The following is a 24,701-nucleotide window of genomic DNA, read 5'->3' as shown; positions in this document are numbered from 1 at the left end:
TTTACTGAAGATACACCCGGACCACAATATCCTGGTCGTGATTGCCGAAGCCGGCTCCATACAGAGTCAATCCGCCTACATGTTCAGCCTGCTCGTCCACCGCGAAGCGGAGCGTCCAGAACGGCTCCTCCAGCTTAAGATCCCGGATGGTCACCTCCGACATCTGCACCCCATCTATAAATGTGCCAGAAGCGTCGATGCGGATCGTCTTGAGCAGGCCGTACTGATTCACATTCCGGTGCCACCATTCCGGCGTGTATCTGCCGCGTGCCGCTCTTCCGAAATCCGCCGGACTCGTCCAGGTTCCAAGGAACACTCCGTTAAACGTGAAGCCGATATCCGAAGGCCAATCGTCTCCCAGGCCGGGCGCCTCCGAAGCCAGCTCCATTGAAATTTCAATGAAGTCCGCAGTCTGGCCGGCAGCCAGATAGTTGGGCATTTTATACTCCACATATCCCCGGCCAAACCATAGAATAGCGGCGTTAACCCGCTCCGGATCCAGAAAATAACGCGGATCATCCCACACCCCGATCTCCATCTCATGTGTACCCAGCCCGCAGGTAGGATGGACTTCAAACGCCGTATAATGACCCACAGATATACTCTGCTCCAGCATCTTCGCATCCCGGCGGGCAGCCGGCAGCTGGATATCAATGCTTGTGGCTTTGAGGAAGCACAGCTTATGCGTCCCCCCGTTCAGCCGGACCCGGCGGCTCCCGGTCAGCCCGGCGGCTTCGAGCTTCCGGATGTGCATGGTGACGATGGACGGGCTGAGCTCCAGCTTATCCGCGATATCCTTCACATTCATTTCATTCTCGGCAATGAGGCTCATAATTCTCCACCTGACTTCACTGGCCAGCGCCTCATATAAAGGCATGAACTCCGGTTTCCCGTCCGCTTTTATCATAATGATGATCTCCTGATCCTTGAATTCATATATCTATTAATTTAACTGATTTATTCTCCTCACACAAGCCTAATCTATTGCTATGAATGACAAGTTGGTGTTTAATTTTCTTAGTACTGATCATATTGAATTTATATATATATGAATTTATAGAAGAGGTGGATTATGAAATACAATAACCCGGTGATCAAAGGCTTTTATCCTGACCCCAGTGTATGTAAAGTGGACGGCATCTATTATATGGTCTGCAGCTCCTTTCAGTATTTCCCTGGAGTGCCCATCTTGGAGAGCACGGACCTGCTTAACTGGAAGCAAATCGGCCATTGCCTGACCCGCGGGAGCCAGATTCAGTTGGGCACGGTGAGCAGCTCCGGCGGCGTGTTCGCCCCTACCATCCGGTACAATAACGGCCGTTTCTACATGGTGACTACCAATGATACTACCCACCAGAACTTCTATGTCTGGACCGACGATATTTACGGCGAATGGTCTGAACCGGTCTATGTTGATCAGGGCGGAATCGATCCGGATTTGTATTTTGAAGACGGCAAGACTTTGTTCATGAGCAACGGGTTTGACGATAATAACACCCCGGGTGTGATTCAGTGTGAGATCGACATTGAGACAGGCCGCAAGCTGTCGCCGAGCCGGTCTATCTGGCAGGGAACGGGCGGACGTTATCTGGAAAGCCCTCATCTCTATAAAATCAACGGGTACTACTACCTGCTCGCCGCTGAAGGCGGTACCGAATATGGACATATGGCGACTTATGCCCGGGGGACTTCTGCTTCCGGCCCGTTCGAGGCCTATGCGAAGAATCCTGTCCTGACCAACCGTAATCTGGGCGGTTACGAGCTGCAGGGGGTTGGCCATAGCGACCTGATCCAGGATGATCTGGGGAACTGGTGGCTCTTGCATCTCGGCTTCCGGCAAACCGGACGCTGGCTTACCTATCATCACCTGGGCCGCGAAGTGTTCCTGACTCCGGTAACCTTCGGCGAAGACGGCTGGTTTACAGCAGGGCATAACGGGACAGTCCTCCTGAGCTTCGAGACGGACCGCATCCCGGATACGGTAATTCAGCAGGAGAAGAAGAGCTATACTTTTGCGAACACGGACTGGAATCTGGACTGGGCTTACCTCCGCCATCCGGCCACAGAGAATTATCTGCCGGAACCGGACAAGCTTACGCTAAAAGGCACCGAAGTAACGCTGGATGCTCCCGCATCTCCGACCTTTATCGGTTTGCGCCAACGGGATTTCGCCGCAGTGATTTCCTGCAACGTAACGCTCACAGGCGGAGAAGCCGGCATCACGCTGTATATGGATGAGAATCATCATTATGATCTGGCGATCCGTAAGGACGGGGCCGGGTACAGGGTAGTTGAGCGCCTCAATATCGGGGATATCAAATCCATCCAGCATGAAGTGGACCTGGGCAGTGACAATCAGGCTACGCTGTTGATCAAATCTAATAATGAACGCTACAGCTTCTTCATTGGTAGTGAACACGGGGAAATCCCCCTCGGCACAGCCCAAACCAGATACCTCTCTTCCGAGGTGGCCGGAGGGTTCACGGGTGTGCTGATCGGACTGTACGCTTGCGGAGAAGGTTCATCGGCGGAGTTCACGGAGTTTAAGTGCGAGTATTTGTAAAATAAGCAAACCAGCAGCCTTGGGCTGCTGGTTCTTTATTTATGAACTATTATTCCGCCTCCAGAATAAACCGGTTCCACTTCTGCTGCCAGGCGATATCGTTCCAGAACGGATGATGCGGTGCACAGTTAGAGCACAGCGTCATTCCCCAGAAGCCCAGTGCCATTCCTTTGCGCAGCGCATACTCGGCAATGAATTTGCCGACTGGGCCCTCTTCAAAACCTGCATGCAGCGGGGTATAACCTACATAACCTTCTCCGATAACGACCGGTATGCCGGAATGCGCGGCCCACTCATGAGCTTCTTCGAGCCGCATATCGGCCTTTTGCAGCATCGCCAGCTTATGGGCACCGTAGCGGTCATATAAATAGAGATCCCACTGGTCCGGGTCGGCCCAATCATGCAGATAGATGAGCTTCATCCCGACCGGGTTGCCCTCCATCCGCCATTCCTGCCCTGCCGGTAGTGTCCAAGCCTCGAACGGAGGCGCATCGTCCCTCAATAAAGACTGGACAAAGGCATTCGGAAACGGAATTTGCTCATCATTTAACCCGGCGGCATCCATGAGTTCATTCAATACACCCTTGATATAGAGATGATAGTGCGCTACCTGCATATTGCGGGCCACATAAGCCTTCGGATAGGCTTCGTTCAGCGTATAGCTGGCTGTCATCAGAATATCGGGATGCTGCGCCCGCAGGTAATCCATCGCCTCTTCTATATAAGGCTGCATCGCTTCAACCAGCTTAGGTGTATCCGTTTCACTGATTCCCTGTTCCACGCCTACAGCGGTAAGCTGTCCGAATTCCACCTCGTTATGCAGCTCGGCATAGACGATCTGACTGCCGTAGCCTTCAGCTTTAACATACCGGACGAGCTGATGCATGGATCTGGCGATCGCCATGAACCGTTCCTTGGGGGCGATGGCGGCCAGTTCGTCGCGCAGCGCAGGAAAAGCAAGGAAGCTCGGGCTCTGCTGATATTCCCACGAAGACAGCATGATATAGATGCCGTGTGCCTTCGCCTGCCGGAAGAGCTCCAGCAGATGGGCATGCCCGTCCAGCACGGCGCCGCCGCGGCAGTTATACCAGCGCGTCCGCTGCCCGACCTCTCCGAGGCTGCCGAAATGCAGCGTACCCGGCCGTTTGCCCTCCGCCGTGAACAATAAGAACGGCATCGCACAGATACGGACCGTATTGTACCCTCTATCCACCGCCTCCTCGAAGCGTGCGGCCAAATCGTGATATGGCTCGCCGGGCAAGGTCATCGTATACCAGGAGAAATCCCACATCGTAATGGTTAGTTTGCGCGGCAAATGTTCAAATACAGAATCCATTGTTGTCACTCCCTCCCTTATGTTATCTGATCACAATCTCATATACAGGCACAGCCCGGACCGACGCAATCTCGGCAATCAGCTCGGCAGCGGTCTCGTTCCAACCGGCCATCGTCGTATTGCTGTTCACGACAGTCCCTTTACGGATCGGCGACACATAGAGGTACATCCCCTTGTCGTACAGCCGCTCTTCAAACCGCTTGAGTCCGATTTCCCAGGTCGAGTTGTTGCAGAAGTTATCGTTAATCAGATCCCCGTCAATGAAGGCGTAGCCGATATCACCCGAATAATCAATTTGCAGCAGGGCTTCTTTCACACCATCGAGTGATCCGGTTGCGAATTCCAGAACCGCCCGTTCATTCTTGACCTTCGTCCATGTAAAAGCGATCTCTTGCTTAGGTGCACGCAGCTTGTAGGTCTTAAATAAACCGTCGTCTGAAGTAGCCTCCAGCTCTCCGCCCGATACCGAACCTAAACCCGCTTCAAAATCAGGGAACACGCTTAGCGTGACTTCCTCCAGATTTGTCGATTCCAGCTTGATGTCCTCCCCGGATACCAGCAGATTCGCGTCCGTGAACAGCACACGCTGCTTGCCGCGAACTTCGGTTTTCCAGAACTCAAGGCTCTGCTTATCCGTCATGGTATAGATCACGACTTTCTTGCCTGCTGCGGATACAAGCCGCACGGTGCTCGAAGTCTGCTCACCTACTTCAATGATTGTCATATCATCATGCTGCTTACTATGACCGCCTTCGGTCTCAATACCCGCCACATCATCCGTCTGCAGCGCGTAACTCCCTCTCATGCCTTCCGGCACGAAGAAGAAGTAATACACGATATCTTTCACATCCAGCTTCGTGATCAGCTGCGCGGTTGCATATTTCAGCGTAATTCCGGCCAGATCGAAGTTATACGGCAGAATCGCAAAGCTCTCCCTGCCCAGCGTCAATGCTCCTTCAGCCGGGATGGTTAGCGTCTCACCGGGAAGCTCAATGCTGACGTTCATATCCTGCAAATCGTGATTCTCCACATGATCCTGGAAATTGTTCAGGAACAGGAAGCCGGAGCCGTTATGCGACCGCACGGCATAATGTAATTCACTTACATCATACGGATCTTGGCCGGAGGTGTCTCCCGGCAGAATCGTCTTGGTCAGGGCGAACTGGCTCTGAAACTCCGTGAACAGATAGTGTTGCAGCTTCGTCCGTTTATAGGATTCCCGTACCTGTCCGAACTCGCCGATCATCGCATTGAAATCGTATGAAATTTTCGGCGTCGCGAGATCATTCGTAAAGGGATTTACTTTGCCTTTCGGATTGCTTCCGCCATGGTACATATAGTACCCGAGCATATTGCAGCCTTCGGCTGTCTTCATGACAGACATGGCCGGAACACTTTTATAAGGAAACTCGAACCGGTATTTATAGAACTGGACCATCCCTCCGCCCATTTCACAGCAGGCATACGGATAATCTTCCGGCTGGTAGAAAGGCTCGAAATTATAGCTCCCCGGAACATCATTATTATGTTTATCACGGAAAATATACTCCGGTGTTGCCGGATGCTCCTTAATGCCGTCGTAGCGGTCCGTCTCATAGTAAATCCATGGCCAGTAGGCATAACCGCCCCATAGCGGAAGCATATCCGGTACCGGAGTCGTTGCACCGCCCCAGCCTGTACATGTATAGATAGGGGTATCTATCCCTAATTCAACTGCCAAATCCCGCAGCCGCAGCATATGCTCATTGCCCCCGCTGCCGCCATTAAGCCACATATTATTTATGCCCGTCGTCAGGCCCCACTGCGCGGAAGAGTGGTTATGCTCATTCTCGATTTGGGTGCCGATGATCGGACCTCCGTCTTTATACAGTAAGCCCTGCACCTGCAGGCCGATTTCCGTATACAGCCTCCGCACATACGTCATATAACCCTCATCATTAGAGCGGACCTCAAACGGACGGCCGAACAGCCAATCCGGCATACCGCCATTGCGCATTTCCCCGTGACAGAAAGGGCCGATACGGATCATGACATACAGATCATGCTGGTCACACAGCTGAATGAACCGGCGTAAATCCTTATTGCCTTCCCATTCAAATACGCCTTCAACTTCCTCATGCAGATTCCAGAATATATAAGTCGTGATGATGTTAACGCCGCCCATTTTCATCTTAATAATCTCATCTTCCCAGTACCGTTCATCATAACGGGAGAAATGGAATTCACCGCACACGCCAAAAAACGGCTCGCCGTTCTTCTCCATATAGTAGTTCGTAAAACTAATCCGCTCACCGGAAGGATTCACGCCGCCAAGCTTGATATGTCCTGCAAAAATATTCTTTTTGTCATCGCTTACTTTGATCGGGTAGTTCTTCATAAAGGTCTGTCTCCCCTTAGTTCAATTCCAGTTCCAGTTCCAGCTCCACAACACTAAACCCGTTCGGCCTATACACAGTAAGCACCTGCTGCTGTCCGGGCGCTGGTTGCACAGGGATGTTCAAGGTCAGGAGATCTCCCGGCTGCATAGCAGGAATCGCTTGGCTGACTGCCGCTTCACCTGCCCAAGACACCGTCAGATAATAGCCGTATACGGCATAGCTGGGAATATCCTTCCGGCATTTCAAGGTCACCTCAAGCTCACCTTCGTGCCATACAGGAGCTTCTGCCAGCAAGAGCGGTGAAGAAATCTCACGCAAGGCAGCAAACGACGGCTTCACCTGGTTATAAATATCTACAGAACCATGAACCCGCTGCTTCAGCTTCCCTTCCCCCTCTTCGCCCATTTGCGTACGGTAATCATTTAGGCTGAAGAAGATTAACGCCGCGAACTGGGGATACTGACGGTAGATTCCTGTTTTTTCGATAAGCACTTGAGTTCTTCTGGCGTCCCCGCCTTCAAAAACCGGCTCACAAAGCCCGTATTCAGCCACAACAATGGGCTTATCAGGATAATCGGCAATAATCTGCCGAATGACCTTATGCTCATCCAAATCGCCATGCCATGATCCGATGTATTCATTCCACATCAGCATATCTCCAGCACCAGTCGCATCCCTGTCAGGCTGATAGAGAACACTGTTGCTTACATAATTGATCAGCCGGCTCGGGTCCAGCTGCAGAAGCTCTGCTTTGAGCTGCTCCATATAATGCAGGGTCACGGCAGACTGGCCATCCAGCTCATTCCCCATCCCCCAGGCAAAGATACACGGATGATGCATATGGCTACTGATCATTTCCCTGGCTTGCGACAGGGCAAGCGCAAAGGTTTCCTTCCCCGGCTCTGCCGGCTGCTGCCAATGCGGAATTTCCTCTTGAACGAGCAGTCCATTGCGGTCACACCAGTCGAGCAGATCATTTCCCTGCTGCCAGTGGAAACGTGTAATGACGCAGTTCGCTTCCTTCAACCGCTCAAGCATCGCAAACAAATCTTCCTGCTGCTCGGCCATTCCGGTTAGCGGGCTCGAACCGGGCATCCACTCCACACCCATCAGCCGGACCGGTTCACGGTTCAGCCACAGCTCATGTCCCTTCACGACAATCTCCCGGAACCCAAACGAGCGGACTACCCGGTCCTGGAGCTGATCCCCAGTGCGCAGTACAATCTCAAGCTCATATAAGTCCGGATGGTCAAAATGCCACAAATCAACCTCCGGCAGCAGGATGTCTGCGAAGCTCCAGGATAAGGCTCCGCCTGTGAGCACTTCAGTCCCCTGCCAAATGCGGATATCATTGCTGTAGACGGCAATGTCTGCACTGAGCGCTTCAGCGGATGGTTCGCAAAGCTTAATAGCGGCGGATAGTCTGCCGCCTGTATTTCCGCCTTGGTCAGCGAAGCAGACCAGCGGTTCCACCTTGAGCTGCTGAATGGATGCCATTCCTGTGACGACAAGCGTTACCGGCCGGATCAGCCCGCCGTCATCCGCCCAGTCAAAGCTGTTGCCTTGGGGCAACGCGGTATCACTGTTACTGTTATTCACTCTAATAACAAGCCGGTTATCTCCAGCCGTATGAACATACGGAGTAATATCCACTTCAAATGGTGTATAACCGGAGTTGTAGTGGCTGCCGGCCTTTGCGCCATTCACCCAGATATCCGTATCGCGGTAAGCCCCTTCAAAGGAAAGCCGTATCCGGCAGTCCTTCCACTCGTCAGGGACTGTTAATATTTGTTCATACCAGCCTGCCCCGCGGTATTCCTCAAGGCCCTCCTGCACATTCCAGGTATGCGGCACAGAAACCGGGGACGGGGACGGCAAACCGTCAGCCTGCCACCCCTTCCGTTCGCCTTCGTTCAGAGGGTCAGGCCGGAAAATCCAGCCCTCTTCCAGTCTTGTAGTGTAACGCCCTTCATTGATCAAGATATCCACGTCCTCTCGCCTGTTGTGTATTGTTATCCTGTCCCGATCAGTTCACTTCTGCACCACCGCAGAAGCGGCGGTGAATGATGGCCCCTTGATGATTAGACTCCATAGATAAAGCAGTTTCCAGCTCCTCAGCAGCTTCTGTGGTACGTCCGAGTCCAAGCAATCCCAGTCCGCGCATATACCGGCAATGAATGACATTGCGGCGGTTCAGGTCATCCTCAAACACCAGGAAGTCCGGCAGCGATACGGCAAAGTAATCCATTCTGATCTCATCGAAAATATGCTGCTCGGCATAATCAATCAGTTTGTTGAAGCGGCGTTTCGCTTCTTTATCGTTATGCAGCTTCAGCCAGGCCAGCCCTTGGTAGAAGATCATTTCCGGCGGCTGATCATTGTAGAACATCGCACTTGTCGGCTCAGCCAGGCCTTCTGAAGCTATAGTGTAACTGTTGATGGCTTCTTGTTCCTGCTGCAGAGCTTCGTAAGCCATGCCGAGATGATAGTAAATATTATTCTCTTGAGCACCTTCCAGCTTGCCTTCACCCAGATTCAGCGGATAGACCAGACCTTGCTTGAAGTGGGCAATCGCCTCCCCGTAATTTCCAGCCTGCAGATGCTTTTTGCCAAGCTCCGTATGGGCGAGTCTGTATTGTCCGGTTACTTTGCCTTCCCCGCCTTCCCAAGGGTGGAAATTCCGTGAGCTTAAGGCTGCGAGAGCTTCATCATACCGTTCAAGATTGTTAAGCAGCGTAACATATTCAACGAAAAGATCATCCCGCCGCTCCACCTGGCCGCGCTTCGTTTCAAGAATGGTGAGGCGCTCCGCTGAGGTCCAGGCCAGCTTCTTGCGGAGCTGGTCCAGTTCAAACAATATCCGCACATCTTCCGGTGAGCAGGCGTATGCTTGCTCAAGCGAAGTCATGGCCGCCCGCGGATTACCCTGTTTATTGAAATAGGCCAGTCCGAGGTTACGGTGAACCGTTGCATAATCTTTGCGAAGCTCCCGTGAACGCTCCCAGCTTGCGATGGCCTCCCCGTAACGTTTCTTATCATAAAAGAAGTTGCCCAGATAATAGTGCGCCTTATCATCTTCCGGACTGGCCCCGACGGTACTCTCCAGCAGTGTCAGCTCGAACAAAGTGTTAGGGAAGCAATAGGCCGGATCAGCGGACTGGCCGGCACGGCGCTGCTCTTCCGCCTTCTGAAGCTGACCCGTACGTGCATACAGCTCTCCAAGAGCGTAATGCAGCACCGGATACACGGAGCTTCCGGCAGGAACAGCTCTTTCGCCAATCTCAATTGCTTCTAGCAGCAGGCCGCTGTCCATATAGTCTGAGATCAGATTGAGATAGTTGTGTGCGTCACTGCGCATAAGCAGATGCAGTTCGGCCAGAACCTTTTCTGCAGCAGCAGTATCTTCCAGAGCACGAAGTGCCAGCGCCAGCTCGTTATAGGCTCCGAAATCAGCGATATCCTGTTCAAGGGTCTCCATCGCGTAGCTCTTGGCTGCATCCAGCTGGCCAAGCTTACGCAGCATCGCAGTCTTCAGGTTACGCGCTTTGTAATTGCGTGAATTGCGGATCAGCGAACGTTCCGCCTGGCCAAGCGCTTCCGCGTACTCTCCCTTGTGGCTGGATATTTGCGCCAGAGAGAAGTACCCGGCATCCTGCCAGGCTGCCGACCATACCGCCTTGTGGAACGCTGTAAAGGCTTCGTCCAGACGGTGTTGGCCGCGAAGCGCTACTCCCAGCTGATAGTAAGCCTCGCTGTCATACGGGTTAGGGTTGCGCCAGGTCAACCGCTCGATCGCTTTGCGGAAATGCTGCTCACTGTCCTTGTAAAGTCCGCGGCGGAGCAGTAAGGTTCCATAAGCTACATTCAGCCGGATATCCCCGCTGTCCCGTTTCAAGCCTTCCAGATAGTAAGCTTCAGGTTCAAACGTAGCATGCCGGTATTGCTCCAGGTGCAGACCCGCCAGATACAGCTCCTCTGTCGAACGCAGTTCTTCAGGCGCTGCCAGTGGTTTGGCAGCTTCAGGAACACGCTCAATATCCGGACGTTTCGGCTGATAGGAGATCAGCACTCTGCCCTTCCTATTTCGCACAGACAGCTTCAAATTATGCTCCTGCTCCCCGCTGCTAAGCGATACAACGGTCTGGAAAACATCCACAGGGGACAACTTCACCGTTTCCTGCAGATACCGGCCGGCTGCTCCGCTCAGTTCCACGACTGCCTGCTCAAGTACAGAAGTCGCATACACTTTGATTACTGCCTGACCGGCATCCGCATCAACCTCCAGATTGACGGCTGCCTCAATGGAAGCATTCTTCACGACACCAATGTTCTTGTAAGGCATGAAATACTGGGTGAAGTTCTTCTCCTCGTAGGGCTGCAGCCAGGTGAAGTCAGGCTGGTTGTCTGTGTATACACCCGTCATGAGTTCAATGTACGGGCCGTCTTCATCCGTCAATTGACGGTCCCAGGCCTTACCGAACTCTCCGTTCCCCCAGGTCCATTGCTTCTTGCCGGGAGAGATATGATGATTCGCCACATGCAGCAGACCGGCTTCTACGCCGTGATCATAGCCGCCGACGAAGTTATAATCCGATTTATAAGCCATATACGAAGTCGGAACCGGAATGTTCTTATAGCGTGAGATATCGACGCCTTCCGAATAATCCTGTTTGTAATAGGTTCCGGTAGCGATAGGAAAGCGGGATACATCGCGCTTTCCATGGTCAAATACCGCTGTTACATCCGGGGGAAACACGGATTGAGTATGATCGTTAACTGCTACGGCCGGATTTGCCCACCACAGGAAGGTCTGCGGCTCAGGTGTCCGGTTGTACAATTGAGCATTGATTTCCAGATATGCCTTACCCGGATACAGCTTGAAGCCAGCGGTAACCTTCGTACCGTACATCCGGTCAATTTCACTCACCCACACTGTAGCGCTTCCATTATCTGTTGCTTCGTATTTGTATTCAACAGGACCGAATGTATTCGGGCGGTGATGCTGCGGCCAGTTGAATTCAATGCCCCCGGAGATCCAGGGTCCCGCCAGACCTACGAGTGCCGGCTTGATGACCCGGTTATAATAGACGAAATCGTAATTGTTCGTTTTGTCGAGCGCCCGGTAGATTCTGCCGCCGATTTCCGGCATGATCTCAATGCGGACATATTCATTCTCCAGAATAACCAGTTTGTAATTCTTATCATGCTTCACATCCGAGATGCTCTCGATGACCGGATGCGGATACACACGGCCGGAGCTTCCCTGATAGACCCGTTTCTCCAGAAACATAGGATTGGGGTCCGCCTCACCCGCTTCATAGGTTGGAATCAACACGCTGGTCTCCCATACCTGAACTTGGATTTGGCCAGATCCGGCTGGAGACGCCTCGAATGTATTCTCTACAGCTTCTTGCTTCATGCTTAAACTGCCTCCCTAGTCTTGATAGTTATACTTTAGCGTCTGCCGGGGAAGGTTCCAATTGACGAAATGCGGGAAGTGATGGATTATATTCTTATTCGAAAATATATGAGAATCCTAAAAGCATTAAACTTAAAGCGTGTTCGTCACTGCGGTGAACATTTGGACTTCCGGCCGCTGTTGTCACCAGATTTCTTGATTATTGCCGCTGTTCGCGGTTGAAATCCGGTGACAAAGGCGGACGCTACCGCTCCTACAGTTCCAAATTTCCCCTCCGTTCTTATTCGCTTTTCGTTGATTGCTTAGTTCTTCTATATATTTTCTTAACAGGGGGAGGGTACCAAAATGAGTCATGACCATATTCGCAAGCCTGAAGGGTTTGTTGAGGAGAAATTATATGTACTTCCGGAATACTGGATGAAGGAACTGGAGCAGGAGGAGCTGACGTCTTCCTTATTTATTACGGATATCGGCTACTTCCCCAATGCCCAGTATCATTACAGGGAACGCCCCGAAGGCAGTCCATCGCATATATTCATTTTTTGTGAAGCAGGAGAGGGTTGGGTTGAGCTGAATCATGGAGAACGAATGAACCTGCAGCAGGGAGATATGATGATTATCCCCCCTGAAACCGCACACCGTTATGGCGCAATGCAGGAGAACCCCTGGAGCATCTACTGGTTTCATTTCAAAGGCAGCCACGCGAATAGACTAGTGCAGCTGTTCGGTTTATCTAATGCTCCCCTCTCATTATCACCAAGCGGTAAAGCCCGTTTAATTGAATGGTTCGTCCCTGCCTTTGAAATGCTGGCCGAGCGGACTTATGCGCTAACTACACATGTACATGTTGCGCAGACCGTAAGGCAGCTGCTCTCCGGAATTGGCTTAAATGCCGGGAAATCTGCACAGGAGAAGAAACGTGAAACTTATCTGGAGCAGGCGACTCAATATATGAATGGACATATGAACGGCTCCATTTCACTTATCGAACTGGCTAATCATGTAGGGGTATCGAAGCAGCATCTGATCTATCTGTTTAATGCTGAAACCGGAATCGCTCCGATCGAATATTTCCTGCGGCTCAAAATTCAGCGGGCCGGCCATCTTCTGGATCTTACTGAACTGAGCATCAAAGAGGTCAGCTCAGCTGTGGGTATCCATGATCCTTATTATTTCTCCCGGCTCTTCAAGAAGATATCGGGGGTCTCCCCTTCAAGCTACCGGAAGATTCCGAAGGGCTGATATTTCCTTCACAACGATTAGTGTTTCTTTTAAAATCAGGTTCGACCCAAAGAAAGCTCATTAGGAGGGAACCATGAACAAATCAATTCAAAAATTCAGGATCGGCAGGAAAACCGGAATAACACTAAGTATTATCGCTTTCCTGATTATCGCAATTATCGTTGTGAACCAGCTCACACCCCGTCCTTTTGTAGCCATTTTCAGAGCATTAATTAGCACCCAGGAGAATGCTGTAAATGCGGGTCCGTATGCTGAACAAATCAAGGATGTTGAAGTTAGTGACTTAATCAGTATTCCTGTCGAGGGTTTACCCGATGCTCAAATAACCCTGTATACCTCTGGTGCTGAATCAGACACGCCTAAGCCCCTGATTTTATTCATACATGGTGGCGGCTGGACCGCAGGGAATGCGAAACAAGTAGGATCATTCTCGAAACTTCTAGCGTCAGAAGGATATGTTGTGGCTTCCCTGGATTATTCGCTCGCTCCTGAGTACAGATATCCGGCTCCCATACAGCAGGCTGCAGCAGCAATCCATTATCTGCAGACTCATGCTGAGGAATATAATGCAGATCCTGCAAAGCTCTTTATAGGCGGTAACTCAGCGGGTGCGCAAATATCAAGTCAGCTGGGAGCGATGATTACCAATCCCGCACTTGAACAGCAAGTCGGAGTAAATTTGGATATACCGGCTGCAAACGTGAAAGGCTTACTGTTATTGAATGGTGTATATGACTTTGATACTGTAGCACGGGATAAATTTCCCGGGTTTAGAAAATATGCCTGGAGTTACACTGGACAGAAAGATTACGAAAACTACTCCAGATTAGACGAGCTTTCAACTGTAAAAAATATCACCTCCGAGTATCCTCCCTCCTATATAACAGCTGGTGATGCCGATCCTCTGGAACCACAAACCTACGAAATGGATGCTATTCTCAGAGCCCATGGTGTTGACGTTACGAGCGTCTACTGGACAGGCAGCGGAAATAAATTGCCTCATGATTACATCTACCAGCTGGATAAGGAGCCTGCACAAACCGCCTATGAAGAGGTTGTCAAATTTCTAAACGATAAATCGCAGCAATAAAAGTTGAGAGCGGCAGCTAAATAAAACAACGGCAATCCTGGACGAGAAAATAAGGTCCCGGATTGCCGCTGTTTCTTCATATGCTCCTACTCAACATCCTTCCCGGTAAACAGCTCCACTCTCGCCTTTACCAGCTCGGTATATTCCTTCTCCATCTTCTCTGCTCCCGCTTTGTTCAGCTCGGCAATGAAATCATCGTAGATTTTATCGAAATCGGCTGTGCTGGCGAGGATGGCTTCCGGAATCCGTTTGTGGACGATATCCTGTGTTTTTTGATAGATTACCTGATAGTCTCCATCTGTCGGTACCGGCATGTTGTACAGCGCGCCCCACTCCTTGACCGGAAATTCATCCTCTGCAGGGAAGAGATCCTTCCAGGTTGTCGCGTTATACGCAGCCAGGCTCTCCTTCTCCGCATCCGAATATTCGGCCAGGATCTGTTCCGGGAAATTCGTAGTATAGTAATTATCTGTGGAATCCTTCACTCCATCACCGTAGCGGACACCCAGGATGGAGTATAAGCCAATCCCTGTATTCTTGGTGAAGTTCGCGGCATCGTTAACCTTCTGATCGAGAATCTCAGCAGGAATGACACGTTGTCCATTGTCCACATTGTATTGTTTGCCTTCGATGCCCCAGTTTCTCAGCACCTGGCCTTCTTCCGAGGATAGCCAGTCCAGGAATTTAATTGCGCGGACCGGATCCTTGCAGGCAGTGGTGATGCTGATGCCATAGCCGTCCACTCCTACAGACTGCATCGCATGATCCTTATACTCCTCACTCAGCGTCACCGGAAAGTGGGCATACGTATACTCATCTTTGCCAGCCGCTTTGAGGGCATTCTCCGCATCCTGATATTCCCATTCTACAGAAGTGAGACCCAGCACCCGGCCGCTGGCGATTTTAGCTTTATATTGATCATCCTTTTGGACAAAAGAGTCCTTATCAAGCAGCCCTTCATTATACATATGGTTCAGCCAGCGGAAGTACTCCTTCTCCTCCGGTTTCTTATAATGCAGCATCGTCTCGTACGTTTCCGGATTCACATAATATTCGCCGTCATTGGTTCCGCCTGTTGTGACATCCCCCTGATTGGTGACGGTAATCATAACCTTCCAGCCGTCCGCATTCACCGTCATCGGGATGGTCGGCTGCCCGTCCGTGGTCGGATGCTTGGCTGCATATTCCTTAAGCACCTTTTCATAATCCTGCACCGTTCTGACTTCCGGATAACCAAGCTCCTTCAATACGCGGTGCTGAATCTGAAAGCCGTTGGTCGCATCAAAATTCTGGTTATCCACACCGACATTGGTCGGGATCGAGTAAATGGCCTGGTTGTCGTTACTGTATTTCATCCGGTTCATGTTATCGCCCATGACTTTTTTGATATTTGGCGCGTATTTGTCGATCAGCTCGGTCAGATCAATAACGGATTCCGCATCGACCAGCTTGCCCAGCTCGCCTTTGGCATAGATGAGTTCAGGATAATCTCCGCTGGCCGCCATCATTGAAATTTTGTCCTGTCCTCCGCCGCTGCCGACATCAAATTCCGCGTTCAGGGTAACCCCTGTTTTGGCGGTAATCTCTTTGCCGATATCATCCTGCATCTTGTTCCAGTTCGGGCTGGCATCGGCACCAAAAAAGGTAAACGTGACCGGATCTGTATCATTTCCGCTGGTATTCCCGTTCGCAGCATCCCCGGTGTTATTGCCCGCATTACTGCTGCAGCCTGCCGAAATGAGCAGCGTGCCTGCCAGAAGCGCCGTGCCTAATTTTCTTGATACTATTGCTTTCATCTCTCTCAGCCCCTTTTTTCTGAATGCGTTTACAGTTTTTATTCTAGCGCCGATTATGGCATAAAACCTTGATATTCAGGTCATATACTAGCATTATATAGACAAACACATCTTTCTTAGGCGGGAATCCAATGAGCAATGTATATTTGAACTGGTTTACAACCGATGAGCAATTCCCTTTCTTTATTCAATACGGCGGCCATGAGGAAGATATGGATCTGCATATGCACGCGGATTTTTCGGAGCTTGTGATTGTGCTGAAGGGGCATGCTTCGCATATCGTCAATGATGAAGAAGCTTTTATTAAGAAAGGCAATGTATTTGTCATTAACGGCACCACCCCGCATGCCTATAAAGACCCGCATGATTTCAAAATCTGCAACATTATGTACAAGGCTGAGATGCTGAGGTTAGCCGGACCGGACTTGAGAACCCTGAACGGGTATCAGGCGCTGTTTGTGCTGGAACCCTTTTACCGCAATATCAATGCCTATAAAAGCAAGCTGAACCTCCCGATTGTCAGCCTGGAATATGTCTCCTCACTTGTTGCAGGCATGATTACGGAATATGAGCAGAAGCTTCACGGCTATCAGACCATGCTCGCCTCCCGGTTCATGGAGCTTGTCGTCTATCTGTCGAGACATTATGACCAGCAGGAGAAAGGCGTGGACAACAGCCTGATGCATCTCGCGAATGCGATCTCTTACATTGAGGATCACTATCATGAGCAGGTTACCCTTGAGGAAATCGCCGCCAGATCAGACATCTCTGTCCGGCATTTGAACCGGATCTTCCAGGCGTATTATCAGACCACACCGATCGCCTACATTCAGCGCCTCCGTCTCGAACAGGCCTGCTCCCTGCTCAAGCGGACCAAGCTTTCCGTTACGGAAATCTCCTACATGTGCGGATTTAATGACAGCAACTACCTCACCCGGCTATTCAAAAAAACCTACGGCAAGTCCCCGAAGGTTTACCGTAATCAGCAGTAATATTTGAGTTTTACAGAATTATTCATTATGTTTAAAATTATTATTAATATTAATGCCGATCCTCCAGGGGCTAAGAAAGGCGGTTTAGTAATGAAGATTCTCATAGTCGGCTATTTTAGCGAGACCTCAAAATCAAATATTGTAAGGTATTTCCCGCAAGACTGGAACGTTGTTATTGTCCCGCCCGGAAAAGAAATGCTGCATCATATTGAAGATTGCCAGGTACTCATCCCTGAACATATTAAAGTGGATCACAGCCTGCTTTCTATCGCAAAAAAATTAAAATTGGTACAGACGGGTGCAGGATTTGATAATGTAGATGTCCCTGCCTGTACACAGCTCGGCATTTGGGTGGCCAATGCTGCAGGAGTGAATGCACAGGCAGTGGCCGAGCACGTAATGGCACTGATATTGTCTTATTATAAAAACATACCATTTCTTGATACTTTCATGAAAAACAAGAGGGATGAAAATCAGTTGGACTATACAGGGAGTGAATTAAAGGGCAAAACGATTGGGATTATCGGTTTGGGTGCTATCGGAAAAAAGGTAGCTGCGTTTTGCAGGGTTTTTGATATGAATGTGCTGGCTTATGCGAGAAATGCTGCTCTTCAATCTGACGGTTTAGTGAAAATGACAGATTTCGATACTCTTGTAAGCACATCGGACATAGTCAGTGTACATGTACCCTTGAATCAGCAAACCAAACAACTAATCAACAAAGCGGTATTCAAGAAAATGAAGAATACCACTCTATTTATCAATACAGCCCGCGGCGGGATCGTCAACGAAAGAGACTTGATTGATGCATTAAAAAACGGGGATATTTCAGGCGCATGCCTGGATGTGTTTGAATCGGAACCGCTTCCCATGGACAGTGAGCTCCGGAATTTGGGTAATGTGATCCTTACTCCCCATACAGCAGGAATGCCTGATGGCCGAAAATTTCATAAAAAAAGATACGATTTCTTTATAAATAATATAAAACGTGTAGAAAATGGTGAAGAGCCTGAAAGCAAGCTCAATCAGTTAGTATAGTTTAAATCCTAGCGGGGACGGGTGATGCTGCCGCCAGGCCAGCAGTTGCAGCGGGCCATACAACAGATCTGCATGAACCGCTGCTCCATACTCTATACCCCCGAATTCTCCAGCGGCTCATAATCGAACCAGTCAAACGACGCCAGAGCGGCTTGCCCCGTAATGGAGGTCGCATACATGGCAACAAACACTCCTGTAAATCCGCCTGCAATTTCTGTACTGAGATAATGCGTCTCTCCCCAGCCCATTTCGATCACCGCTGACTCCCCAGACTGAACTGATGCTGCAATCTTATCAGGGTGCGCATGGATGCTCAGCACCACCGGTCCGGCAGGACACTCTTCTGTGTGTTCCACTAGCAGGGAGCCAACGGTCCGCCGGAAAATAACTAATCTGCGCCCGTTCACAGACCGTACGGCAAGATCATAATGATGCCTCTCGTTCTTGTACACGGTCAATCCTGCTTCTTCTCCTTCATGCTGCGGCTCATAATCCAGCTCTGCTGCTATAATGGCTGTGAAATGACTAAGCCGGCGGCCTACAAAAGCAGGCGCGGCAGCTTCATTCAGCGTGGCCTGATGACCGTGCAGCACCAGACTCCCCGGCCGTTCCTGGAGCGACCAGCTTCCTGCAACTGGATTGCGCAAAAAAGTCCAATCCAGCCCAAGCCGGGTGTCGTCGAAGTGGTCCCGTACAGGTTTCTCCGGCCACCGGACCTCCGGCAGCTCCGGCGAATTCATGACAGCTTCGATGTGGCTGCCATTCCCGATCACCGGCCAGCCCTCAGCCGTCCAGGTCACAGGTGCCAGAAAGGTTTCCCGGCCCAAATGATGTCCCATCGGATAGGACACCGGTCTGATCCCCAGGCACACCGCCCACCAGCTGCCGTCCTGCGCCTCGATCAGGTCGGCATGGCCCGTGGCATGTATGCTGCTCTGCATACTGCGGTTGGACAGAATAGGATTATGCGGACAGGTTTCATAAGGTCCGTAGGGCTGTTTGCTCCTGGCAACCGTCTCCATATGCCCGTATTCTGTTCCGCCTTCGGCGATCATCAAATAATACCAGCCGTTAATCCGGTAGACATGTGGAGCTTCGGGATAAGCACCGCCGGTGCCCTTCCAGATCAGCACGCTCTCTGTCAGCATGCTCCCGGTTTCGATATCAATCTCACACTGGTAGATTCCGTTCCCCTGCTCACCGTCCCGGGCGGACTGAAAGTATACGCGGCGGTCCTCATCAAATAGCAGGGAGGGATCGATGCCGCTCTGCGCAACAGGGTACGGCTGCGACCAGGGACCCTCCGGGTTCCGGGTTTTGACGAAGAAATTCCCCATTGCGCTTACATTGGTAGTCACCATATAGAACCAGCCGTCATGATAACGGATTGTTGGTGCGTATATTCCCCCGGAGCTTCCTGCATTCCCCAGAGGCAGCTGTTCTACTGTTGTAAGACAGTGTCCGATCTGACGCCAATGGACAAGATCCCTGCTGTGAAATATTGGGACTCCCGGATAATATTCAAATGTGCTGGTTACCAGATAATAATCGTCACCTGCCCGGCAGATGCTGGGATCGGGATGAAATCCGGGTATTACGGGGTTGGTATATTGCATTAGCCGCGCTCCTGTCCATTTTCTTGTACTGTAACGTTTCTCTTATTGTAGATGGAAACAGCTATACCGAACCTTAATATTCAAGTCACCCGATTAGGAGGATCTGGACATTGCCCGCAGTTACCTCAACCTTCATGCCCTTATGAATTACTTATCCGGCATCCCTTCATCTTCATTAGACTGTCCGGAAACGGCCCCCGCCCTGGACTCCCGGTATTGTCCCGGAGATACCCCCACGATTCGTTTGAACACCCGGATAAAAGAGGTTGGATTCGCGTAGCCCAGCGTATTGGAAATGTCCTGCACCGTTTCATCGGTTTCCCAGAGGCTTTTCTTGGCGTGTTCGATCCGCAGGCCAATCAGGAAATCACTGAAGTTCTGGCCGATGCTTTCTTTGAACAGCTGGCTCAGATATTTCGGGCTGATCTGGAACTTCTCACTAAGCAGCGTAAGCGACAGGTTAGGGTCCATGTACTGCTGTGCGACATAATCACGGATTTCCCGCATCAGGCCATTATGGCGCCGGCTCTGTGAGAGCTCCGTAATCCGGGCCGACAAGCCGCTGATGATTTCCAGGAAGTCTCCTTCCAGCTGTGCCAGCGTATCCGACTGCTCGACAGAGGTCAACAGGCCCGGCTTCACTTCCTGAACCCAAGGCTCCGTAATTTCGGGAAGCATCCGCTCCAGTTCATATTCCAGGTGGAAAATAAAATAATGCAGCAGACGCTCCACATCTTCCTTGCGGAGATGATACACCGCCATTTCGCCAAACAGCCGTTTCAGCTCAGACAGCCATTCAGCTTCGGACATGCGGATCTGGCGGACCATCGAGCGGATCATCTCCAGATAAGCGAACCATTCCCCGTCCTTATTCTCCTTCACCTCCACCGAATCAATCACCCGGTTGAGGCCAAGCGAGACTTTGCGGCTGACGGCAGCCGCCGCCTCATCGAAGGAAACGGCAATTGCCGGTTCGTTGTCCACCGCTGTGCCGATACCAATGGTCACCGTGAATTTCAGGTGACCTTCCACCCAGGAGCGGATCTGCTCGGCAATCTGCAGCATATGATGCTCCAGCGGTCCGCCGTGCTCCTCGATAAGGAGAAGCACCAGCTGGTTCTTCGTCATCCATTCGGCAACGACCCGCAGGCCGCTCTGCTGGGAGACTTCCACCGCAACGCTGCTGGTAATGAACTTGAACAGGGATTGATCGCCCGGGCTGTATTTCAGCGCGAAATCCACATAATGATCCATCTCCAGCAGGCCAACGATATATTGGCCCCCGGCAAGACCGAAATGCTGCCGCTCCTGCTCCCAGGTCTCCCGGTCATCCTCATATTCGCCCTTGAGCAGCGTCTGCAGAAACTGCTGCCTGCGGATGACCAGATGCTCCTCCTGCTGCTCCTGAAACGCCATATTATTCGTAATTAAACGCTCTATGGCCTGATCAATGAAGGCGAACTCATTCTCCTTCTCTTTGGAATCCGCAGGCATGACGGCCTGCGAGAACCGCTCGATCCGGTGCAGAATGGTCTCAATGGGTCTATAATTACGCCGGGTGACGTAGAATGTCGTTCCAATGGCAAAGGCGATAACCCCCAGACCCAGCATGATCCAGACTGTGCTTCCATGGAACAGGAAGCTCAGCAGCTGGCCGCCCTTGATCCCTACCCGGTACGTCCAGCCCGTATAATCCGATTCAATATCTACACTTAGCCTGCTCTTCGCAGAGAGCGAGGCATTCTCCCCGAAGAATGCCTGTCCCTTATTATCATAGATTTGCGCTTCGGTAATCGTACGGTCGATGGCCTGACCGATATACGAGTTCAGTGAAGCGGTCTTCACATTAATAATCAGATAGCCGAGACTGCCGGAATTGCGGGGAATCTTGAAGCCAAGGGAAGTCACGTTCACTTTGGAAAGCTCGTCCGTCCCTTCACTCTGCTTCAGCCGCGGTGAGGACCAGACTCCGGTATAGGCCTGATCCAGCGCTGTCCGCACATAATTCTGGTCCGGAAATTGGCCCAGAGGCCGTATCGTGCTCTGATCGAGCACCATGCCATCCCTTGCCCGGTACAAATAGACGGAATCAATCAGCCCGGAGCGGACCATCATTGCGCTTAGCAGGTTGGAGGCATCGAAGCTCAGAGCCCGGTCTGACGGTTCGTCCAGAAACTGCTGCAGTGTACCACCGGTTTCAATAGCTTCTTGCGCTTCGAAGGAAATCGCCTTGAGCGAGGTGTCCGTCATATTCACCACATATTTTGCCGTCAGACGGTTAGCCTGCAAGGCGTTGCTGACATTGAACTGATTCATGATGGAGAAGAAAATAAAAGTCAGAATGCTGATCGTGACGAATAGAATAGGCAGGTATGATAGGAGCATCCTCATAATATAGCTGTTATTGACTTTCATTTTCTCCGCCATCCTTTGTACATAGAAATATCGGCAAACCCCATGGGAAAATATGGGGCTTGCCGTTGCTTTTCTTGATTAATGGTTTAATTATGAGTTGATTACTTCTTCATTTCGGCATAGGCAGCCTTACGTTCATCCTGTACCTGCTGGCCGCCGATCTTCAGATATTCCTTCACATAAGAATCATAAGTCTCACTGAATTTATCCGGGCTCGATACAATACTTTTCACAACACCTTCAGTTGCCTTGGATTTCAAGGTATCGCCGTATTTGATCTCGGATTCAATCGGACGCTCAAAGCGCGGCAGTGTGTATCCATCCTTGAGGGCGTTAAGGATCGTCTGCTTCGACAGCTCTTTATAATCCGGCGTCTGAAGCGCTGCAGCTTCGATGTTCTTCTCATCTGATCCGAAATCTTTACCATTGGAGAGGATAGCGATGTCGGTGTTGTTGTAGAATGTCTTCTTGGCCTCATCCGATGTAATCGCTACCGGGAATCCGTTCTCAAGCGTATAATGCTCGCCTTCATTCCCGTTCTGGAGCGTAAAGAGCACATCGCTCTGAGACATCCAGTCCAGATACTTGATGGCTTCAGCTGCATGCTTGCTTGTCTTGGGAATCATGATATGCATACCGATCGGGTCGTAAATGGACTTCGGTGTTTGGCCTTCTTCATCCGTGAACGGGTCCATGGCTACATATTCAGCGCCGGGAACATTCTGCTTCAAGGTGTCGAACACCTTGCCCGGTGCCATCAGGTTGGGATGGGCCGCGAGTGCGGTGAATGCGCCGACATAACCATTGGCTACATCACCTTCAAATTGCTTGCCGTCTTTGTCCAGTGCGAAGTCCGAATTAATCAGGCCTTCAGCATTCATGGTGTTCAGGAATTGAACACCTTCCTTGTAGCCCGGCTTCGAAATTTCCGGAATGTAGCTGGCTGACGTATACATATACGTTTCTTCTTCCGTTAACTTCTTCACGAACGAGTTGACCAGAACCATTGGGCTTGTAATCGTCGTGCCGTCGATGGCGCTGAAATCGTATGGAATCAGCTTATTGCCGACCTGGCCCGGATCTTTCTCTTTAAACGCTTTCATGGTTTCATAGAATTCATCGGTTGTTGTTGGAACCGGCAAGCCCAGCTTATCCAGCCAGTCCTTACGGATATAAGAAGACTGGGCATACTGCAGCGGGCGTTTGGCAGGAATCGTATACTGTTTGCCGTCGAATACACCATAAGCCAGAACTTCATCACCCAGAAACTTTTTCAGGTTCGGACCATTCTCCTCGATCAGCGGGCCGACTTCTGTTAAACCGCCATCCTTAACATAGTTATATATGGTATTCATGTCATAAGTGAAGACAAGATCCGGAGCGTCGCCGGTGGCCATAAGTACATTCAGCTTATCGACTTCCTGATTACGCGGAACGGGTACAAATTCCATCTTGATATTGTTAGGATCGCCGAAGTTCTTCTGGATCCATTGTGTCCAGTAGTTATCGGTGACCGGGCCTGCACCGGCAGGTGCGTTACCGCGGTCGAACACCTCTACCTTCAGGGTAACAGGGTCCTTGCTCTGCGTTGCCGCCGCTTCTCCCCCGGAAGCCGGCGATGCATTAGACGCTGATGAGCCCTCATTTGAATTGCCGGAGCAGCCTGACAGCATACCTGCCAGCAGCAATGCCGCTGCAGGTGCCGCGAACCATTTCTTATGATTTGTTTTCATGTTTGTACTCCCCTTTATTGTGATATTGTGCTATATGTCTTTCAACTCCGCAAGTGCGAAGTGATCAACCTCTGCTTGTAATCGCTTCCATTTTTGAACCTTACATTAGTTCTAAAAAGTACAACAGCGGTGTATTTACGGGCCGGGCCTTGGCTTGGCCCGTCCCATAAATTCCTGTTCATGGCCGGCAGGCCAGTCCGCTTATTCCTTGACAGCTCCGACCATGGCGCCGGATACAAAGTACCGCTGCAGCCAAGGATACACAATCAGAATCGGGATGGTCGCAAACATGATGCTTGCAGCCTTGATGCCTTCGGCAATGACTTCGGTCTGCATGGCTCCTTCCTGCGCCGTGAGATCCGTTACCATACTGTTCATAACAACCTGATACAGCTTCAGCTGTATGGGGTACAAATTCGAATTCGTAATATAAAAGAGTGCATCCATGTAGGTGTTCCATCTGGAGACCGCATAGAACAAGCTAAGTGTAGCCAATACCGGCAGTGACAGCGGAAGAACAATCTTCGTCAAGGTGACGATATGGGAGCTGCCATCAAGATACGCTGACTCTTCCAGACTTGGCGGAATGGAAGTGAAGAAGGTCCTCAGGATAATCAGATTGAAGGCGCTGATCATGCCTGGAACGATGAGTGACGTTAAGCTGTCCAGCATGCCGAGCTCCTTCACCAGCAGGTACTCTGGGATCATCCCGCCGCTGAAGAACATCGTGAAGATGATCAGCATCGAGAAGAAGGACCGGCCCTTCAGATTGTCCTTGGTCAGCGGGTAAGCTGCGCATATGCTCATGATCATACTTAGAACTGTATAGATCAGTGTCAGCACGATGGTAAGCCCCATCGACTTCAGCATGCGGATATCCGCGAACACCAGCTTGTAGGATTCAATGTTGAAGCCCCGTGGAAAGATGGTCACTTTGTCGGAGATAATCGCTTCCTTCGAGCTCAGTGATACCGCGATAATATTCAGGAACGGCAGGATACTTATAATCACTGTGATTCCGATAAAAATCATGATAAGCACGTCGGAGAGACGCGGGTTTTGTCTGATTTTGTTATTCATTGC

15 protein-coding genes are annotated in these 24,701 nt (G+C 50.8%); 5 read left to right on the top strand and 10 right to left on the bottom strand.

The window, feature by feature from the left end:
• Position 1: 1 nt before the first annotated feature.
• Entirely contained in the window at positions 2 to 907 is a 906-nt protein-coding gene (locus PBOR_RS08535) for an ArsR/SmtB family transcription factor (RefSeq protein ID WP_042211295.1), read from the bottom strand.
• A gap of 165 nt (positions 908 to 1,072) precedes the next feature.
• Between PBOR_RS08535 and PBOR_RS08530 the strand changes: the two genes are divergently transcribed.
• The gene (locus tag PBOR_RS08530) at positions 1,073 to 2,563 is read left to right on the top strand and encodes a glycoside hydrolase family 43 protein (protein WP_042211294.1); all 1,491 of its coding nucleotides are present in this window, start codon (positions 1,073 to 1,075) and stop codon (positions 2,561 to 2,563) included.
• Positions 2,564 to 2,612: 49 nt separating this feature from the next.
• Here the strand turns inward: PBOR_RS08530 and PBOR_RS08525 are convergent, their stop codons facing one another.
• Genes PBOR_RS08525 through PBOR_RS08510 form a run of 4 tightly spaced genes read right to left on the bottom strand, consistent with a single transcriptional unit; the run spans position 2,613 to position 11,696 of the window.
• Positions 2,613 to 3,899 carry a cellulase-like family protein gene (locus PBOR_RS08525; RefSeq protein ID WP_042211293.1) on the bottom strand — a complete coding sequence of 429 codons (1,287 nt, stop codon included), beginning with the start codon at positions 3,897 to 3,899 and terminating at the stop codon, positions 2,613 to 2,615.
• 22 nt (positions 3,900 to 3,921) lie between these two features.
• Complete coding sequence (locus tag PBOR_RS08520) at positions 3,922 to 6,276, bottom strand: beta-galactosidase (RefSeq protein ID WP_042211292.1); 2,355 nt, start codon at positions 6,274 to 6,276, stop codon at positions 3,922 to 3,924.
• 16 nt (positions 6,277 to 6,292) lie between these two features.
• Positions 6,293 to 8,266 carry a glycoside hydrolase family 2 protein gene (locus tag PBOR_RS08515; RefSeq protein ID WP_042211291.1) on the bottom strand — a complete coding sequence of 658 codons (1,974 nt, stop codon included), beginning with the start codon at positions 8,264 to 8,266 and terminating at the stop codon, positions 6,293 to 6,295.
• Positions 8,267 to 8,303: 37 nt separating this feature from the next.
• Positions 8,304 to 11,696: a DUF5107 domain-containing protein gene (locus PBOR_RS08510; protein WP_042211290.1), complete on the bottom strand. Its 3,393-nt coding sequence runs from the start codon at positions 11,694 to 11,696 to the stop codon at positions 8,304 to 8,306.
• Positions 11,697 to 12,041: 345 nt separating this feature from the next.
• Here PBOR_RS08510 and PBOR_RS08505 point away from each other — a divergent pair, with 345 nt between their 5' ends.
• Both PBOR_RS08505 and PBOR_RS08500 read left to right on the top strand, forming a co-directional pair.
• Positions 12,042 to 12,938 (top strand): AraC family transcriptional regulator, encoded by an 897-nt coding sequence (locus PBOR_RS08505; protein WP_042211289.1) that lies wholly within the window; start codon positions 12,042 to 12,044, stop codon positions 12,936 to 12,938.
• Positions 12,939 to 13,011: 73 nt separating this feature from the next.
• A complete protein-coding gene (locus PBOR_RS08500) occupies positions 13,012 to 14,028 on the top strand; it encodes an alpha/beta hydrolase (protein ID WP_052429387.1) in 1,017 nt (338 codons plus the stop codon).
• Positions 14,029 to 14,114: 86 nt separating this feature from the next.
• Here PBOR_RS08500 and PBOR_RS08495 read toward each other — a convergent pair whose 3' ends face one another.
• Positions 14,115 to 15,824, bottom strand: a complete 1,710-nt coding sequence (locus PBOR_RS08495) for an ABC transporter substrate-binding protein (protein WP_042211288.1) — start codon at positions 15,822 to 15,824, stop codon at positions 14,115 to 14,117.
• Between the two features lie 131 nt (positions 15,825 to 15,955).
• On the opposite strand from PBOR_RS08495, the gene PBOR_RS08490 reads away from it, so the two are divergent.
• The gene (locus tag PBOR_RS08490) at positions 15,956 to 16,816 is read left to right on the top strand and encodes a helix-turn-helix domain-containing protein (RefSeq protein WP_042211287.1); all 861 of its coding nucleotides are present in this window, start codon (positions 15,956 to 15,958) and stop codon (positions 16,814 to 16,816) included.
• A 27-nt stretch (positions 16,817 to 16,843) separates the two neighbouring features.
• Positions 16,844 to 17,854 carry an NAD(P)-dependent oxidoreductase gene (locus PBOR_RS08485; protein ID WP_245648085.1) on the top strand — a complete coding sequence of 337 codons (1,011 nt, stop codon included), beginning with the start codon at positions 16,844 to 16,846 and terminating at the stop codon, positions 17,852 to 17,854.
• Positions 17,855 to 17,946: 92 nt separating this feature from the next.
• On the opposite strand, the gene PBOR_RS08480 is transcribed toward PBOR_RS08485, so the two are convergent.
• The 4 genes from PBOR_RS08480 to PBOR_RS08465 all read right to left on the bottom strand — a co-directional run bounded on the left by PBOR_RS08480 (position 17,947) and on the right by PBOR_RS08465 (position 24,698).
• Positions 17,947 to 19,470, bottom strand: coding sequence for a glycoside hydrolase family 43 protein (locus PBOR_RS08480; protein WP_042211285.1), 1,524 nt, complete (start codon positions 19,468 to 19,470; stop codon positions 17,947 to 17,949).
• Between the two features lie 147 nt (positions 19,471 to 19,617).
• The gene (locus tag PBOR_RS08475) at positions 19,618 to 21,885 is read right to left on the bottom strand and encodes a helix-turn-helix domain-containing protein (protein ID WP_042211284.1); all 2,268 of its coding nucleotides are present in this window, start codon (positions 21,883 to 21,885) and stop codon (positions 19,618 to 19,620) included.
• 101 nt (positions 21,886 to 21,986) lie between these two features.
• On the bottom strand, positions 21,987 to 23,618 hold the full coding sequence (locus PBOR_RS08470; RefSeq protein WP_042211283.1) for an extracellular solute-binding protein: 1,632 nt from the start codon (positions 23,616 to 23,618) through the stop codon (positions 21,987 to 21,989).
• 201 nt (positions 23,619 to 23,819) lie between these two features.
• The gene (locus tag PBOR_RS08465) at positions 23,820 to 24,698 is read right to left on the bottom strand and encodes a carbohydrate ABC transporter permease (RefSeq protein ID WP_042211282.1); all 879 of its coding nucleotides are present in this window, start codon (positions 24,696 to 24,698) and stop codon (positions 23,820 to 23,822) included.
• Between the last annotated feature and the right edge of the window lie 3 nt (positions 24,699 to 24,701).

This window comes from Paenibacillus borealis (genome assembly GCF_000758665.1).
Classification (GTDB): domain Bacteria; phylum Bacillota; class Bacilli; order Paenibacillales; family Paenibacillaceae; genus Paenibacillus_AQ; species Paenibacillus_AQ borealis.
Note: the sequence above shows the minus strand (reverse complement) of the source record. Positions and strands in the feature narration are given on the sequence as shown.

Bases quoted from the DNA above. Each gene is read 5' to 3' on its own strand.
- PBOR_RS08480 (WP_042211285.1), bottom strand. From the start codon at position 19,470: ATGCAATATACCAACCCCGTAATACCCGGATTTCATCCCGATCCCAGC.
- PBOR_RS08525 (WP_042211293.1), bottom strand. From the start codon at position 3,899: ATGGATTCTGTATTTGAACATTTGCCGCGCAAACTAACCATTACGATG.
- PBOR_RS08505 (WP_042211289.1), top strand. From the start codon at position 12,042: ATGAGTCATGACCATATTCGCAAGCCTGAAGGGTTTGTTGAGGAGAAA.
- PBOR_RS08470 (WP_042211283.1), bottom strand. From the start codon at position 23,618: ATGAAAACAAATCATAAGAAATGGTTCGCGGCACCTGCAGCGGCATTG.
- PBOR_RS08510 (WP_042211290.1), bottom strand. From the start codon at position 11,696: ATGAAGCAAGAAGCTGTAGAGAATACATTCGAGGCGTCTCCAGCCGGA.
- PBOR_RS08520 (WP_042211292.1), bottom strand. From the start codon at position 6,276: ATGAAGAACTACCCGATCAAAGTAAGCGATGACAAAAAGAATATTTTT.
- PBOR_RS08495 (WP_042211288.1), bottom strand. From the start codon at position 15,824: ATGAAAGCAATAGTATCAAGAAAATTAGGCACGGCGCTTCTGGCAGGC.
- PBOR_RS08535 (WP_042211295.1), bottom strand. From the start codon at position 907: ATGATAAAAGCGGACGGGAAACCGGAGTTCATGCCTTTATATGAGGCG.
- PBOR_RS08475 (WP_042211284.1), bottom strand. From the start codon at position 21,885: ATGAAAGTCAATAACAGCTATATTATGAGGATGCTCCTATCATACCTG.
- PBOR_RS08485 (WP_245648085.1), top strand. From the start codon at position 16,844: ATGTTTAAAATTATTATTAATATTAATGCCGATCCTCCAGGGGCTAAG.
- PBOR_RS08500 (WP_052429387.1), top strand. From the start codon at position 13,012: ATGAACAAATCAATTCAAAAATTCAGGATCGGCAGGAAAACCGGAATA.
- PBOR_RS08465 (WP_042211282.1), bottom strand. From the start codon at position 24,698: ATGAATAACAAAATCAGACAAAACCCGCGTCTCTCCGACGTGCTTATC.
- PBOR_RS08530 (WP_042211294.1), top strand. From the start codon at position 1,073: ATGAAATACAATAACCCGGTGATCAAAGGCTTTTATCCTGACCCCAGT.
- PBOR_RS08490 (WP_042211287.1), top strand. From the start codon at position 15,956: ATGAGCAATGTATATTTGAACTGGTTTACAACCGATGAGCAATTCCCT.